Here is a 15,564-nt window from a genome sequence, read left to right as displayed (position 1 = left end):
GCCGGCACACTGGGCGGGTGTCCGCCCTGGTAACCCTCACCCGCCGCCTCGGGCACCAGAAGTGGTTCGCCGCCACCCTGCGCCTGCTCGTCCCCGCCGACCGGCTGGTCGGCCGGCTGACCAAGGGCCGGGTGGTCGCGTTCGGGCTGGTGCCCTCCCTGGTCCTCACCACCACCGGCCGCCGCTCCGGCAAGCCACGCAGCAACCCGCTGCTGTACGTGCCGGACGGCGACGCGTACGTGGTGATCGGCTCGAACTGGGGGCAGCAGCACCAGCCGGCCTGGTCCTTGAATCTGCTCGCCCAGCCTGCCGCCGAGGTCGACGTCCGGGGGCGCCGGATCCCGGTGCGCGCCGAGGTGATCAGCGGCGACGAACGGGAGCACCTCTTCGCCCGCCTGGTCGCCGAGTGGCCGGCCTACCGGACGTACGTGGAGCGGGCCGGCGGCCGGGAGATCCGCGTCTTCCGCCTGGTCCCCACCGCCCCCACGACCTGACCCGTCGCGCCCGGCCGGCCGGATCGTGTGCGATGCGGGAACAGTGGCATCGGAGCGCGCCCGACACCACTCGATCCAGGTTCGAGCCCGACCTCACCCCCGGGCGCGGCGTACGGGCGGGCCGGCGTCGCCTGGCTAGGGTGAGGACGGTGGCGAACGGAGGTGGGCCGTGGACGCCAGCGGCGCCGAACTGGAGACCGACCGGCACCTGGACGATCCCCGGTGGCGGGTCGCCGAGCGGGTGAGCGACGGGGCGCTGCGCCGGTTCCCGGCCGACCTCCTCGCCGTGGCGGTGCACGGCCCGCTGGCCCACGGCGACGACGACGGCGGCGGGAACGGCGAGGTGGGGCTGCTGCTGGTGACCTACCGGGCGGGCGGCGGGCCGGCCCCGGCCACCCGGCGGGTGGACGGGGTGCTGGTCGACCTGACCGTCGCCGCGGCCGACGACTACCTGCGGCAGGCCCGCACGATCACCCCGCTCTGGCCGTTGACCGCCGACCGGTACGTCACCACCCGCGCGCTGCACGACCCGACCGGCTGGCTACGTACCCTGCGCGACGAGCACCTGGCCCGGCTGGCCCGGGCCCGCCCGGCCGAGTTCACCGCCGCCGCCCGCCAGGCCTGGTACCGGGGCAGCGCGGCGCACGCCCGGGCGCTGCGGCTGGCCGAGTGGTACGAGACCGACCAGGCGCTGCTGATGCTCGGCGAGGCCCGCCTCGCGGCGGCCACCGTGCAGGGGCTGTTCAGCCGCACCTACTTCCGCGACCCCGGGGACGCGGTCCGGCGTACCGGGCTGGCCGGCGCCGACATGACCGAGGTGGGCACGGTGCTGGCCCGGCAGGCCGACGAGCTGGCCGCCCGGGGCCGCCCCGTCGACGGCACCGTCGACGACCTCCTCACCAGCTGACCCGCCCACCCCCCACCGCCCGTCGGTGCGCCCTGTTTCACGGAAAGAGTGGCTTCTCCGCTGCGGATGGCCACTCTTTCCGTGAATCAGCGCGGACGGGGGCGGCGCGGGGCGCGCGGCGGGCGGAGGTGGCGTGGGCGGGCGGGGGTGGTGGGGGGTCAGTGGGGTCAGCCGATGCCGCCCTGGATGCCGATCAGCTTGCCGACCAGGTAGGTCGCGCCGGCGGCCAGGGCGCCGAGCAGGAGCTGGCGCAGGCCGCTGGACCACCAGGCCCGGTTGGTGAACCGGGCGACGACCGCGCCGGCCACGAAGAGGCCCACCCCGCCGACGCCGAGCGCCAGCCAGAGGCTGGTGAAGCCGAGCAGGTAGGTGATCAGGGGCACCAGCGCGCCCACCGAGAAGCAGAGGAACGACGAGATGGCCGCCGCCCACGGGCTCGGCTGCTCGTCCGGGTCGATGCCCAGCTCCTCCCGGACGTGCATCCGCAGCGCCTCTTCCGGGTTGCGCCGGACCGCGTCGGCCACCTGCATGGCCAGGTCCCGGGGCAGGCCGCGGGCCACCCAGGCGTCGGCCAGTTCGCGGGCCTCCGCCTCCGGGTGGCGTTCCAGCTCGCGCCGCTCCTTGGCCACCTCGGCGGCCACCTGCTCGTTGGCCGAGCGGACGCTGGTGTACTCCCCCAGCCCCATCGAGATGGCCCCGGCGACCAGGCCGGCGGTGCCGGTGAGGACGACGCTGCGCGGCGAGACGCCGCCGCCGCCGACACCGGCGATCAGGGCGATGTTGGTGACCAGTCCGTCCATCGCGCCGAACACGGCCGGGCGGAGCCAGCCGCCCGACACGTCGGCGTGGTGCGCCTCGCGCAGCGCCGCCGGGGTCTCCGTCACGGCAGGGTCAGGATCTCGTAGCCGTCGTCGGTCACGACGATCGTGTGCTCGAACTGCGCCGTCCACTTGCGGTCCTTGGTGACCACCGTCCAGCCGTCGTCCCACATGTCGTACTGGTGGGTGCCGAGGGTGATCATCGGCTCGATGGTGAAGGTCATGCCCGGCTCCATCACGTCGGTGGGCCGCGGGCTGTCGTAGTGCGGCACGTAGAGGCCGCTGTGGAAGGACTCGCCGATGCCGTGGCCGGTGAAGTCGCGGACCACGCCGTAGCCGAACCGCTTCGCGTACGACTCGATGACCCGGCCGATCACGTTGATCTGCCGACCCGGGGCCACCGCCTTGATGCCGCGCATCATCGCCTGGTGGGTCCGCTCGACCAGCAGGCGGGCCTCCTCGCTCACCTCGCCCACGCAGAAGGTGGCGTCGGTGTCGCCGTGCACCCCGCCGATGTACGCGGTGACGTCGACGTTGATGATGTCGCCGTCCTGGAGCACCGTCGAGTCCGGGATGCCGTGGCAGATCACCTCGTTGAGGCTGGTGCAGCAGGACTTCGGGAAGCCCTTGTAGCCCAGCGTCGACGGGTACGCCCCGTGGTCGCAGAGGAACTCGTGGACCACCTTGTCGATCTCGTCGGTGGTCACCCCCGGCTTGCAGTGCTCGCCGGCGAGCTGGGTGGCCTGGGCGGCGAGCCGGCCGGCGATCCGCATCTTCTCGATGGTCTCCGGGGTCTGCACGTGCGAGCCGCGCCACTCCTGCGGACGCTTCTTCCCCACGTACTCGGGGCGCGGGATGTGGGCGGGCACCGCTCGCCACGGGGAGAGCGTGCCAGGGGTCAGCGGCGCACGGACGGTCATGACCACAGCCTATCGCCGCCGGTCGGGGTGACCGGCGCCACGGCGGGCTCGGCCGGGTTGTTGCCGGGCCGCAACCGCTGTGCCATTGTTGCTCCGTGGATCAAGGGGGCATACCTCCCGTCTTCTCCGCGACCGCGGAGGTCGACGGTGACCACCTCCGTGTCGTGGTGAGCGGCGAGGTCGACATGGCGACCGCCGACACCATGTTCCAGACCGCGCTCCGCGAACCCGCCCGGCACGTGACGCTCGACCTGCGGTCGGTCACCTTCTTCGACTCGGCGGCCATCCACGCGGTGGTCCGGTTGGCCCAGCGGTTCCCGGGCACGCTGGCCGTGCTCCCCTCCCGCCAGGTACGCCGGGTGCTGGAGGTCTCCGGCCTGGGCGAGCAGGACTGGCTGCTGCCCGCCTGAGTGACCGGGCCGTCCGAGCGGCCCCGAGAGGGCGCCCGAGATCAGTCCGCCAGCCGGCGACGCAGGGTGACCTCGGTGCCCTGGTCGGTCCGGGTCACCGAGAGGTCGCCGAGCGCCTGGATCAGCGCCAGCCCGCGACCCCGGAAGCTCGATCCGGTCGACTCCCGCCACTGTCCGCTGTCCCGGACCGTGGCGGTCACCGTACCGTCCTCGATCGTCACCTCGACGCCGATCATCGCCTCGGCCGGGGCGACCGGGTGTTCGATGGCGTTCGCGGCGGCCTCGGAGATCGCCACGGTGAGGTCGAACAGGTCGGTCTCGCCGACGTGGTGGGCGACGAGGAAGTCCTCCAGCCGCTTGCGCAGCACGCTGAGCCGGGTCGGGTCGGCCGGCAAGCGCAGGGCGAACCGGTTCACCTCGGCCGCCTCCAGCGCGAGCACCGCCACGTCGTCGTGCCGGGCCCGCCCGGCCACCCGCTCCAGCACCGCGTCGACCAGGTCGGCGACGTGCTCGCTCCAGGTGGTCGCGTCCAGCCGGAGCTGGCTCAGGCCGGCGTCGATGCCGACCTGCCGGTCCTCGATCAGGCCGTCGGTGTAGAGCAGCAGGCGACCGCCGGGAGCCAGTTCTCCCTCGACGGTGCGGTACTCGGCCCGCGGGATCGCGCCGACCGGCGGGCCGAGGGCGTGGTCGTAGAGGAACGCCACCTCGTCACCCTGGATCAGCAGGGGTGAGGGGTGGCCCGCGCTGGCGTACCGGAGCCGGCGGGTGCCCGGCGTGAACCAGAGGCAGACCACGGTGGCGAAGGAGCCGCCCTCGGTGGAGCCGACCAGGTGGTTGAGCCGGGTCAGCGCCGCGCCCGGGGCGAAGCCCTCCAGCACGTACGCGCGCAGCGCGTTGCGGAGCTGGCCCATGGCGGCGGCGGCCCGGACGCCCTTGCCCACCACGTCACCGATCACCAGCACCAGCTCGTCGTCCGGGGTGCGGATCACGTCGTACCAGTCGCCGCCGACCTCCACATCGGCGCTGCCGGGCAGGTAGCGGCTGGCCACCACCGCGCCGGGCAGCTGCGGCAGCGTCCGCGGCAGCAGGCTGTGCTGGAGGGTGGTGGCGATCCGGTGCTCGGCCTCGTAGAGCCGGGCGTTCTCCAGCCGTACGCCGATCAGCCGGGCCAGCTCGGCGAGCGCGGCCTGTTCCGTGCCGCCCTCCTCCGTACGCCAGACCCGCAGCTCGCCCAACTGCTCGCCGGTGGTCCCGGTCAGCGGCAGCACCGCCGACGGCTCGACCGGCGCGTCGCCACCGCCGTCCGCCTCGTACCGCGCGCCGGTGGCGGTGACCACCACCCGCGCGGCCTCGGCGAGGCTGAGCGCGTGCCCGGCGGCGACCCGTACGACGTCGGCCGTGGTCCGGGCGGTGTTGATCTCGACCGCCGCGTCGGCGAGGGCGCGCAGCCGGCGGATGATCTGGCCGCGCAGCTGGCCCAGCTCGACGTTGGCCCGGACCCGGGCGATCAGCTCCTGGCTGGAGAAGGGTTTGGTCAGGTAGTCGTCGGCGCCGACGGCCAGCCCGGCGACCTCCTCCGCGGAACCGGCCCGGGCGGTGAGCAGCACGATCGGCACGTGCCGGGTGACCGGGTCCGCGCGCAACGCGGTGACCAGGCCGAAGCCGTCCAGCCGGGGCATCATCACGTCGGCCAACACCAGGTCGAACGGGGTGTCGACGGCCAGCCGCAGAGCCTCCACCCCGTCGGGCACGGCGACCACCTCGTACGCGGGGGCGAGCAGCCGGCTGACGTGCTCGCGCAGGTCGGCGTTGTCGTCGGCGAGCAGGATCCGGCCCGACCCGGCCGGCACGGCGGTCGGCTCCGGCAGGCCGCCGGGCGGGGCCGCCCCGTCGGCCCAGAGCGCGGTCTCGGCGACGTGGAGCCGAGCCTGTTCCGGCTCGGCGAGCGGCTCCGGCGTGAGCGCGGCCACCTGGTCGGCGGGCAGGTGTCCGTACCCGAACGGGACGGTCACCGTGAACGTGCTGCCCTCGTCGACGACGCTGCGCGCCTCGATCGTGCCGCCGTGCATCTCGACCAGCTCGCGGACCAGGGCGAGCCCGATCCCGGTGCCCTCGTGGGTACGCGAGCGTCCCCCGGACACCCGGTGGAACCGCTCGAAGACGTGCGGCAGCTCCTCCGGTGCGATGCCGACGCCGCTGTCGGCCACCTCCAGCACGGCGACGCCGTCGCCGGCCCGGACCCGGACCCGGATCTCGCCGTCGAAGGTGAACTTGACGGCATTGGACAGCAGGTTGAGGACGATCTTCTCCCACATGTCCCGGTCGACGTGGACCGGCGCGGGCAGCGGCGGGCAGTCGACCACCAGGCGCAGCCCGGCCCGTTCGGTGGCCGAACGGAAGGTGCTGGCCAGCCGGGACGTGTAGTCCGCCAGGTCGGTGGGCTGGTAGCGGGCGGTCAGCCGGCCGGACTCCAGGTGGGAGAAGTCCAGCACGGTGTTGACCAGCTTGAGCAGCCGCAACGCGTTGCGGTGCATCATGCCGAGCCGCTCGGCGTACGGGGCCGGCAGGGCCCGGTCGGCGAGCAGGTCCTCCAGCGGGCCGAGGACCAGGGTGAGCGGGGTGCGGAACTCGTGGCTGACGTTGGCGAAGAAGTTCGTCTTGGCCCGGTCCAGCGCGGCCAGCTCGGCGGCCCGGGCCCGCTCCTGTTCGTACGCCCGCTGCTGGTGGACCGCCCGGGAGACCTGGGCGGCGACCAGGTCGACGAAGTCGCGGTAGTCGTCACCGAACGGCAGCCGGCGGGCCACCCCGAGCAGCAGCGTGCCGGCCGGCTCGGTGGCGGTGGTGGTGAGCGGCATCACCAGGGCATGGTCGGCGGCGTCCGGCGGCACCTCGCCGAGCAGGTCGGCGACGGGCACCCAACGAGTCCGGCTCCCCGCGGCGCCCGGCTCGGGCGGCCCGATGGCGACCGCGGCCGGCGCCACCCCGGTGCAGCCGGCCAGCACCGGGGCGCCGGTCTCGTCGGGCAGCCAGATCGCGCCGAACGGCAGGTCCGACCGGTGCGCGTCGAGCACGCGCACGACGGCCCGACCCAGCTCGGTCATGCCCTGCACGTCGGCGAGCTCGGTGCCCAGCTGGGCCAGGGTGCGCAGCCGGCGCTCGCCGAGCACCCGGCCGGTGGTCTCGTTGACGAAGCAGAGGACCCCGTTGACGCTGCCGTCGGCGTCGCGGATCGGGTCGTACGAGACGTCGAAGTAGACGTCCTCCAGGAAGCCGTGCCGGTTCAGCACGAAGGGATGGTTCTCGCCCCGGTACGGCACGCCGGTGCGGCGTACCCCGTCGAGGAGCGGCCCGAGGACGTCCCAGGTCTCGGCCCAGTAGTCACGGGCGGGCTGCCCGATCACCGCCGGGTGCTTGTCGCCGATGGTCGGCCGGTAGGCGTCGTTGTAGAAGGCGAGATGATCCGCGCCCCAGAACACCACCATCTGCGCCCGCGACGAGAGCATCGTGCTCATCGCCTGGGCGAGCGCGGGTGGCCAGGCGTGCGGGGAGCCGAGCGGGGTGGTCGACCAGTCGAAGGAGCGCAGCCGTTCACCCATCTCGCCGCCGGCGGCGAACGCCGCGGCAAGCAGCGGTGGGAGCGCCGTCGCGCCGGTCCCCGAGGACGTGGGATAGCCGTCCTCGCCCCCCTGGGCCGAGCCCATGCAGCCTCCTGCTCCGGCCTTGTCCGCGACGGCCGGCGCAGCTACGCCGGCCACCCTGTCCGCTACCCGGACGGAGGAGCAACGTAACGCACGGCCGCTCGTCGTCGCTGGTTACCTTCGTCTCATCCTGGCGTAACCGTCGCCGGAGGGCGAGTCGGGCGGCGTCGGCGCCCGACCGTTGTCACAAGCTGCGGGTCCGTGCTCCCGGTCAGCCGCCGGCCGCGGCCCGGACCAGGGCGGTCACCGGACGCGGGTCCGGGTCGTTCTCCGGATGCCACTGCACCCCGAGCAGGAACCGCCGGGCCCGGTCCTCGACCGCCTCCGCCACCCCGTCGTCGGCCCAGCCGGTCACGGTCAGGCTGCCCGGGTCCGCCACCCCCTGGTGGTGGTACGAGTTGACCCGCTCCACCCCGGCCATCACCGCCCCGGCCCGGCTGCCGGCGGCGAACCGGACCGGGTGCGATCCGTACACCCCGGGCGCCGGGCGGTGCCCGTCGTGGCCGACCACGTCGGGCAGGTGCTGGTGGAGCGTGCCACCGTGGGCGACGGCGAGCAGTTGCATCCCCCGGCACACCCCGAGCACGGGCAGGTCGGCGGCGAGCGCGGCGGCCAGCAGCGCCAGCTCGCCGGCGTCCCGGTCCGGCCGGCTCTCGGTACGCGGGTCGGGCGGCTGGCCGTACCGCTCCGGGCCGACGTCGGCGCCGCCGGCCAGCAGCAGCCCGTCCAGCACCCGCAGCACGTCCGCGTCCGCGTCGTCCGGGGGCAGCACCACGGCCCGACCGCCGGCGGCGGTCACCGCCCGGACGTACGCCTGCGGCACCAGCGTCGCCGGGACGTCCCGCCAGACCGCCCAGCCGGCCGGCTCGACGTACGCGCTGATCCCGATCAGCGGTCGCCTGGTCACAGGGGGGTGACGTAGGCGCCGGTGATCCCGCCGTCCACCACGAACTGGGCGGCGGTCATGAAGGACGAGTCGTCGCTGGCCAGGAAGGCCACCGCGGCGGCGATCTCCTCCGGCTGGCCGAACCGCCCCATCGGCACGTGCACCAGCCGGCGGGCCGCCCGCTCCGGATCCTTGGCGAAGAGTTCCAGCAGCAGCGGGGTGGCGATCGGGCCGGGGCAGAGCGCGTTGACCCGGATCCCCTCCCGGGCGAACTGCACGCCCAGCTCCCGGGTCATCGCCAGCACCCCGCCCTTGCTCGCGGTGTACGCGATCTGCGACGTCGCCGCGCCCATCAGCGCGACGAAGGACGCGGTGTTGATGATCGAGCCCTTGCCCTGCCGGCGCATGTGCGGGATGACGTACTTGCAGCAGAGGTAGACGCTCGTGGTGTTGACCCGCAGCACCCGCTCCCAGGCGTCCAGCCCGGTGTCCAGGATGGAGTCGTCGTCCGGCGGCGAGATGCCGGCGTTGTTGAACGCCACGTCCACCCGCCCGTGCCGGTCGGCCACCCCGTCGAAGAGGTCCCGCACGCTCGCCTCGTCGGCCACGTCGGCCGCGACGAACTCCCCGCCCACCTCCTCGGCGGCCCGCTTGCCGGCGTCGGCGTCGATGTCGGCGCAGACCACCCGCGCCCCCTCGGCGGCGAACCGCCGCACCGTGGCCAGCCCGATCCCGCTGCCCGCGCCGGTCACCACGGCCACCCGGTCCGTCAATCGACCCTGCACTCTGCTCACTCCTCCGTGCTGATGAACACGTTCTTGACGTCGGTGAAGGCGTGCAGCGCGTCCGGCCCCAGCTCGCGGCCCAGTCCGGAACGCTTCATCCCGCCGAACGGGGTCCAGTAGCGCACCGAGGAGTGCGAGTTGACGCTGAGGTTGCCGGACTCCACCGCCCGAGCCACCCGGACCGCCCGGCCCACGTCCCGGGTCCAGATCGAGCCGGAGAGGCCGTACTCGGTGTCGTTGGCCAGCCGGATCGCGTCCGCCTCGTCGTCGAACGGGAGCACCGAGACCACCGGGCCGAAGATCTCCTCGCGCCAGTGCCGGTCGGCCGGGGACTCGGCGAGCAGCACCGTCGGGGCGTACCAGAAGCCGGGGCCGTCGGGGCGGGAACCGGTGAAGGCGATCTTCGCCCCGTCGACGTACCCGGCGACCCGGTCCCGGTGGCCCGCGGAGATCAGCGGGCCCATCTCGGCGCTCTCGGTGGCCGGGTCCTCGACCCGGAAGGCGCGCACGGCCGGTTCGAGCAGCTCCAGGAAGCGGTCGTACACCGGGCGCTGGACCAGGATCCGGGAGCGGGCGCAGCAGTCCTGGCCGGCGTTGTCGAAGACCGCGTACGGCGCGGTGGCCGCCGCCTTCGCCAGGTCGGCGTCGGCGAAGACCAGGTTCGCGGACTTGCCGCCCAGCTCCAGGGTCACCCGCTTCACCTGGGCGGCGCAGCCGGCCATGATCCGGGTGCCGACCTCGGTGGAGCCGGTGAAGCAGACCTTGCGGACCGCCGGGTGGGTGACGAACCGCTCGCCCACCACGCCGCCCTGTCCGGGGAGGACGGTGAACACGCCCTCCGGCAGGCCGGCCGCCAGGGCCAGCTCGGCCAGGCGCAGCGCGGTCAGCGGGGTCAGCTCGGCCGGCTTCAGCACCACCGTGTTGCCGGCCGCGAGGGCCGGGGCGAACCCCCAGCCGGCGATGGGCATGGGGAAGTTCCACGGCACGATCACCCCGACCACGCCGAGCGGCTCGTGGAAGGTGACGTCGAGGCCGCCGGGCACCGGGATCTGCCGCCCGGTCAGCCGCTCCGGCGCGCCCGCGTAGTAGTCGAGGACGTCGCGGACGTTGCCCGCCTCCCAGCGGGCGTTGCCGATGGTGTGCCCGGCGTTGCGCACCTCCAGCAGCGCCAGCTCCTCCAGGTGGGCGTCCACCACCGCCGCGAACCGCCGCAGCAGCCGCGCCCGGTCCCCCGGCGCCACGTTCCGCCACGTCTCGTACGCCCGGCTCGCCCGCCCGATCGCCGCATCCGTCTCCTCCGCCGAGGTCGCCGCCACCTCCCGCAGCACCTCCCCGTCAGCCGGGTTGACCACCCGAGTCACGCGCCCCACCCCTCTCCGCGCGGGCCCGCTCCGAGCGGGCGATCTTGCAGTTGTGGTGCCGACATTTCCGGCCTACCCGCCCGGACCGGCAACCGTAAGTGCAAGATCGGCGGGCGGGCCGGGTCAGAGGCGTTCGAAGCCACGGACCAGTTCCCAGTCGGTGACGGCGGCGTCGAAGGCGGCGAGCTCGACGCGGGCCTGGTTGGCGTAGTGGGCGACCACGTCGGGGCCGAACGCCTCCTCGGCGAGGGTGGAGCCCGCCCAGAGGGCGAGGGCGTCGCGGAGGGTGGCCGGGACCCGCTCGGCACTGCCGTCGTCGTACGCGTTGCCGGTGCACTCGTCGTCCAGCTCCAGCTCCCGCTCGATGCCGTGCACCGCGCCCGCCACCAGCGCCGCGATCGCCAGGTACGGGTTGACGTCCGCCCCGGGCACCCGGTTCTCCACCCGCATCCCCTGGCCGTGGCCGACCAGCCGCAGCGCGCAGGTGCGGTTGTCGGTGCCCCAGCGCAGCGCGGTCGGGGCGAACGAGCCCGGCTGGTAGCGCTTGTAGGAGTTGACGTTCGGGGCGAAGAAGAGGCTGAAATCGCGCATGGTGGCGAGCAGCCCGGCCAGCACCCGCCGGCCGGTCGTCGACAGGTGCGCCGGCCCGTCCCCGAGCATGGCCGAGCGCCCGTCGGCGTCGCGCAACGAGAAGTGGATGTGGCAGGAGTTGCCCTCCCGGGCGTTCGGCTTGGCCATGAAGGTGATCGACATGCCCTCCTGGGCGGCGATCTCCTTCGCCCCGTTCTTGTAGATGACGTGGTGGTCGGCGCAGGCCAGCGCGGTGTCGTAGCGGAAGGCGATCTCGTGCTGGCCGAGGTTGCACTCGCCCTTGGCGCTCTCTGGGGTCAGCCCGGCGCCGGCCATCTCGGTGCGGATCCGGCGCAGCAGCGGCTCCACCCGCGCGGTGCCGAGCAGCGAGTAGTCCACGTTGTACTGGTTGGCCGGGGTCAGCTCGCGGTAGCCGCGCCGCCACGCCTCCTCGTACGAGTCGCGGAACAGCACGAACTCCAGTTCGGTGCCGGCGTACGCGGTCAGCCCGTGGGCGGCCAGCCGGTCGAGCTGCCGGCGCAGGATCTGCCGGGGCGAGGCGATCACCGGGCCGGAGCCGTCCAGCCACTCCAGGTCGGCCAGGAGCAGCGCGCTCCCCGGCTGCCAGGGCATCCGGCGCAGGGTGTCCAGGTCGGGCTTCATCGCGAAGTCGCCGTAGCCGCGCGCCCAGCTCGACATCGCGTACCCGTCGACGGTGTTCATGTCGACGTCGACCGCGAGCAGGTAGTTGCAGCCCTCGCTGCCGTGCGCGACCACCTGGTCGAGGAAGTAGGGGGCGTGGAACCGTTTGCCCTGCAACCGGCCCTGCATGTCGGTCAGCGCCAGCACCACGGTGTCGATCTCGCCCTCGGCGACCGCGACCCGGAGCTGTTCGAGCGTGAGCGGAGCTTTCCTCATCGGCGAGCCTCCATAGGAAAGGTCTACTACCGAACCTTTGCATCCGTCAATGGCCGGTCCGGCTCAGACGAGGAGCCCGCGCAGCAGCTCGGCCGTACCGTCGCAGTGCTCCTCCATCATCGACCGGGCACCCTCCGGGTCGCCGCCGAGGATCGCGTCGACCACCCGGCTGTGCTGGGCGTCGGAGTGGTCGAGGTTGCGGTCGATCACCGGGATCGCGGCGAGGAGCCGGTCGAGGGTCAACTGCACGTCGGCGATGGCCGCGGCCAACGACGGGGAGCCGCTGGCCGCGGCGATCGCCAGGTGCAGGCGGGAGTCCGAGACGCGACGGGTGAGCGGATCGCGGTCCCGGGAGGCGGCCAGCGCGGCGACCAGATGCTGCCGCTCCGGCGCGGACAGGCTGCGGTTGGCCGCCAGGGCCGCCGCGCCCGACTCCAGCACCCGCCGGAAGTCCAACGCGTCGTGCAGGCTGTCGCCCATCTCCCGGGCCAGCTCGCCCGCGTCCGGGCGGCCACCGCCGGCGCCGGGCGCGGGCAGCGCGGACACGACAAAGGTTCCCCCGGTGCGCCCGCGCCGCGACTCCAGATAGCCGGCGTCCCGCAGGGCGGCGATCGCCTCCCGCAAGGTGACCCGGCTGACCTGCAGTCGTTCGGCCAGCTCGCGCTCGGCCGGCAGCCGCTCGCCGACCCGGACCATGCCGAGCTTGATGGCCTGGACGAGCCGCGCCACGGTGATCTCGAAGGCGTTGCCGCCGCGCACCGGACGCCACACCGGAAGGGCCGGTACGGCTGTCCCGCCCGCGTCCCCCGTCGACACCAGCTCGCCGCCCGCCACCCGGGCGGCGGTGGCCACCGGCTCGACAGTCCCGGCGTCGCCCCGCATCGGCCGTCCCCTCCCCAGCGTCCGGTCGGTGTGGGCGGGTGCGCCGGAGCGCACCCGCCACGCCCCGGCAACCTACTCCGCGGTCGGCTCGGTGACGGGCTCGGCGCCCGCCGCCGGCCGGGGGATCACCGGATCCGGCACGTTGTGCCGGGGGCCGGTGAACCAGTGCCGGGCACTGAGCAGCCACCAGAGCCAGGCGCCGCCGAGCACGATGCCGACCGCGACGATCGTGTAGTTGAAGGTGCTGGCCGTGATGGGGCTGGCGGTGGGGAGCACGAACAGGACGCAGATGATCACCACCCAGACGATGGCCGTCCAGCCGACCGGCGCGCTCCACCGGCCCAGGTTCCACGGCCCGACCGCGAAGTCCGCCGTGCGCCGGCGCAGGAAGACCGGCGCCACGTACGCGATGTAGAGGCCGATCACCGCGATGGAGGTGGCCGCCAGGTAGGCGGTGGTGTTCCACAGCGACGGCAGGACCAGCAGCGAGGAGCACGCCACGCAGAGCCAGATGGAGTTGGTCGGCGTGCCGGTGCGCGGGTTCACGCGCTTCCAGATCCGGGATCCGGGGAGCGCGCCGTCCCGGCTGAACGCGTACGCCATCCGGGAGTTCGCCGTGACCGACGCCATGCCGCAGAAGAACTGGGCGACCACGCAGATGAACAGCAGGAACGTGCCGACGTCGTGCCCCGCGGCGTCGATGAAGATCTGCGCCGGGGGCAGCCCCAGCGCGGTGGTCCGCTCCGCCGCGTAGTCCTGGATGGACCAGGTGATGGCAAACAGCAGTACGAAGCCCGCGATGACCGAAACCACCACCGACATCACGATGCCCCGTGGCGCGGAGCGGGCGGCGTCGTGCGTCTCCTCCGCGACGTGGGCGCTCGCGTCGTAGCCGGTGTAGGTGTACTGGGCCATCAGCAGACCGATGAGGACGGCGTAGCCGGCGGCGCCGGCGAAGGTGAAGCCGGTCTCGTTGCGTACCTCGAAGAAGACCTCGGAGATGGGCTTGTGCTGGTCCGGCACGACGGCGAGCACGGCGACGATGACCGCCACGCCGACGAGATGCCACCAGGCGCTGACGTCCGACAGGACCCGGACGAGGTTGACCCCGAAGGTGTTGAGCAGGCCGTGGGCGACGATGATCAGCAGGAAGATCAGGAAGGTGCGCCCGGCGGTCACCTCCATGTCGAAGGTGAGGCTCAGGAAGGCCGCCGTGGTGATCGCCGCGCCGAAGTCGATCGCGGCGGTCACCGCCACCTCACCGAGGAAGTTGAACCAACCGACGAACCAGGCCCAGGCGGCCTTGTTCCGCTTGGCGAGCGCGGCGGCCCACCAGTAGAGGGCGCCGGCGGTGGGATAGACCGAGCAGATCTCGGCCATGGCCAGCGCGACGAAGACGACCATGACGCCGACGAAGAGCCAGCCCAGGGTGATGGCCAGCGGGCCGCCGGCCGTCATGGCGATGCCGTACGACGTGATGGCGCCGGCGAGGATGGAGATGATGGAGAACGAGACGGCGAAATTGGAGAAGCCGGACAACTTCCGACGCAGCTCCTGCTTGTATCCCAGCTGCGCGAGCCGTTCCTCGTCGCTGACGGGGGAAGCCGGGGGTACGCCGTCCTGGATCGATGAGCTCATCGTGTCTCCCTTGGACCGCAGGGGTGGAGACTGTGACCTGGGCCACTGTCTGACGGGATAATCGCCCCCGCGCTCAACCAGGTCAATGGAGATCGACCGAAAATGTGGCCAGGATCAGACCATTAACCGATGCCGGCGTCCCGCCGCAGTCCTAATTGCCTTGCCCCACCGGCTCCGGCGGCGGCATCCTGGAGCCCGTGACCAGGCCCGATCGCGACGGGCCGCCACCGGGCGCTCGGCAACGCCCGGTCCGCGACGGCGCGGGGCGTCCACCTCTCTCTCACTGACGTACGGCGATGCGCCGTACCCTCCGGACGCCCCGCGTCGCCGCTCCCGCCGGCCGTCAGGACGGCGGGCCGGCGGCGACCCAGGCCAGCAGGAAGTCCCCGGCCGGCACGGCGAAGAGCAGGCAGACCACGGCCATCCGCGGGATCGACGGCCGCCGGACGGCGACGGCGTACCCGGCCACCAGGACCGGTGCCCAGCCGGTCTGCAGGGTGCACGACTCCCGGCGGACCAGCAGGTCCAGGTGGCAACCCGCCAGCCACACCGCCGTCGCCGCCACCCAGAGAACGAGGCCGGCCCGCCGGCACACCCGGGGCGTCCAGCGGACCGCCGCGGTGGTGTCACCGGCCGCCAGGTCGGCGTCGACGTCCAGCACGGTCGTCGGCAGGTAGAGCGCGGCCACCAGGAGCAGTCCCAGCAGCGCCAGCAGCGTCGGGTATCCGGTGACGGGCCGGTGCAGCGACCAGCCCGCCAGCGGCGCGAGCACGCCGACGACGAGGGCGTTGACGGCCACGTCGAGGCCGGGCCGGGCCTTGAGGCGGACCGGCGGGACACTGTAGAGCCAGCCGAGCAGCAGCACGGCGGCCGTACCGGCGGCGAAGCCGGGCCCGACGACGGCCGCCACGGCGAGCGCGGCGACGGAGGCGCCGGTGTGCCAGCGGACCAGGTCGGCCTCGGTGAGCAGGCCGGTGACCAGCGGCGCCGTCGCCTTGCGGGGGTTCCGCCGGTCGCTCGGCAGGTCGTGCAGATCGTTGACCGCGAGTACGGCGCCCCACACCAGCGGCCCGAGCACGACCAGCGCGGCCAGCGACCGCGGCACCGCGTCGCCGGGTGGCAGCCAGCGGCGGGTGGCGAGCACGGATCCGGCGTAGGCGGCCGCCCAGCCGAGCGGCCAGAACCACGGGCGGGTCATGCGGAGCACCGCCCAGGCCCGGTCCGCTCGCCGGACGGCGGCGGGGCGCAGGAGGACCATGAACCCGACGCTAGGAACC

General features: G+C 73.6%; 13 protein-coding genes. 3 read left to right on the top strand and 10 right to left on the bottom strand.

Annotated features, from left to right (window positions below):
- The first annotated feature begins 17 nt into the window (after window positions 1-17).
- Together ACGFI9_RS13050 and ACGFI9_RS13045 are read left to right on the top strand one after the other, a co-directional pair.
- Window positions 18-494: a nitroreductase family deazaflavin-dependent oxidoreductase gene (locus tag ACGFI9_RS13050; RefSeq protein WP_393178157.1), complete on the top strand. Its 477-nt coding sequence runs from the start codon at window positions 18-20 to the stop codon at window positions 492-494.
- A 169-nt stretch (window positions 495-663) separates the two neighbouring features.
- Window positions 664-1,401: a nucleotidyltransferase domain-containing protein gene (locus ACGFI9_RS13045; RefSeq protein WP_393178156.1), complete on the top strand. Its 738-nt coding sequence runs from the start codon at window positions 664-666 to the stop codon at window positions 1,399-1,401.
- 167 nt (window positions 1,402-1,568) lie between these two features.
- Here the strand turns inward: ACGFI9_RS13045 and ACGFI9_RS13040 are convergent, their stop codons facing one another.
- Together ACGFI9_RS13040 and map are read right to left on the bottom strand one after the other, a co-directional pair.
- Window positions 1,569-2,285, bottom strand: a complete 717-nt coding sequence (locus ACGFI9_RS13040; protein ID WP_393178155.1) for a VIT1/CCC1 transporter family protein — start codon at window positions 2,283-2,285, stop codon at window positions 1,569-1,571.
- Window positions 2,282-3,139, bottom strand: coding sequence for a type I methionyl aminopeptidase (map, locus tag ACGFI9_RS13035; RefSeq protein WP_393178154.1), 858 nt, complete (start codon window positions 3,137-3,139; stop codon window positions 2,282-2,284). Before map ends, ACGFI9_RS13040 begins: the two co-directional genes overlap by 4 nt.
- Window positions 3,140-3,234: 95 nt before the next feature.
- On the opposite strand from map, the gene ACGFI9_RS13030 reads away from it, so the two are divergent.
- Complete coding sequence (locus ACGFI9_RS13030) at window positions 3,235-3,549, top strand: STAS domain-containing protein (protein WP_393178153.1); 315 nt, start codon at window positions 3,235-3,237, stop codon at window positions 3,547-3,549.
- A 41-nt stretch (window positions 3,550-3,590) separates the two neighbouring features.
- On the opposite strand, the gene ACGFI9_RS13025 is transcribed toward ACGFI9_RS13030, so the two are convergent.
- From ACGFI9_RS13025 to ACGFI9_RS12990, 8 genes are all read right to left on the bottom strand, one after another.
- Window positions 3,591-7,250 (bottom strand): SpoIIE family protein phosphatase, encoded by a 3,660-nt coding sequence (locus tag ACGFI9_RS13025; protein WP_393178152.1) that lies wholly within the window; start codon window positions 7,248-7,250, stop codon window positions 3,591-3,593.
- A 208-nt stretch (window positions 7,251-7,458) separates the two neighbouring features.
- Window positions 7,459-8,154, bottom strand: coding sequence for a gamma-glutamyl-gamma-aminobutyrate hydrolase family protein (locus tag ACGFI9_RS13020; RefSeq protein WP_393178151.1), 696 nt, complete (start codon window positions 8,152-8,154; stop codon window positions 7,459-7,461).
- Window positions 8,151-8,918 carry a 3-oxoacyl-ACP reductase gene (locus ACGFI9_RS13015; protein ID WP_393178150.1) on the bottom strand — a complete coding sequence of 256 codons (768 nt, stop codon included), beginning with the start codon at window positions 8,916-8,918 and terminating at the stop codon, window positions 8,151-8,153. The genes ACGFI9_RS13020 and ACGFI9_RS13015 overlap by 4 nt, the downstream gene beginning before the upstream one ends.
- A 5-nt stretch (window positions 8,919-8,923) precedes the next feature.
- The gene (locus tag ACGFI9_RS13010) at window positions 8,924-10,279 is read right to left on the bottom strand and encodes an aldehyde dehydrogenase family protein (protein ID WP_393178149.1); all 1,356 of its coding nucleotides are present in this window, start codon (window positions 10,277-10,279) and stop codon (window positions 8,924-8,926) included.
- Window positions 10,280-10,402: 123 nt separating this feature from the next.
- Window positions 10,403-11,767 (bottom strand): glutamine synthetase family protein, encoded by a 1,365-nt coding sequence (locus ACGFI9_RS13005; protein WP_393178148.1) that lies wholly within the window; start codon window positions 11,765-11,767, stop codon window positions 10,403-10,405.
- A 63-nt stretch (window positions 11,768-11,830) separates the two neighbouring features.
- Window positions 11,831-12,649, bottom strand: coding sequence for a FadR/GntR family transcriptional regulator (locus tag ACGFI9_RS13000; protein WP_393178147.1), 819 nt, complete (start codon window positions 12,647-12,649; stop codon window positions 11,831-11,833).
- Window positions 12,650-12,721: 72 nt separating this feature from the next.
- Window positions 12,722-14,287 carry an amino acid permease gene (locus ACGFI9_RS12995; RefSeq protein ID WP_393178146.1) on the bottom strand — a complete coding sequence of 522 codons (1,566 nt, stop codon included), beginning with the start codon at window positions 14,285-14,287 and terminating at the stop codon, window positions 12,722-12,724.
- Window positions 14,288-14,630: 343 nt separating this feature from the next.
- Complete coding sequence (locus ACGFI9_RS12990) at window positions 14,631-15,545, bottom strand: UbiA family prenyltransferase (RefSeq protein WP_393178145.1); 915 nt, start codon at window positions 15,543-15,545, stop codon at window positions 14,631-14,633.
- Window positions 15,546-15,564 lie beyond the last annotated feature (19 nt).

This window comes from Micromonospora sp. NPDC048930 (assembly GCF_043197935.1).
In the GTDB taxonomy this organism is placed as follows: domain Bacteria; phylum Actinomycetota; class Actinomycetes; order Mycobacteriales; family Micromonosporaceae; genus Micromonospora.
Note: the sequence above shows the minus strand (reverse complement) of the source record. Positions and strands in the feature narration are given on the sequence as shown.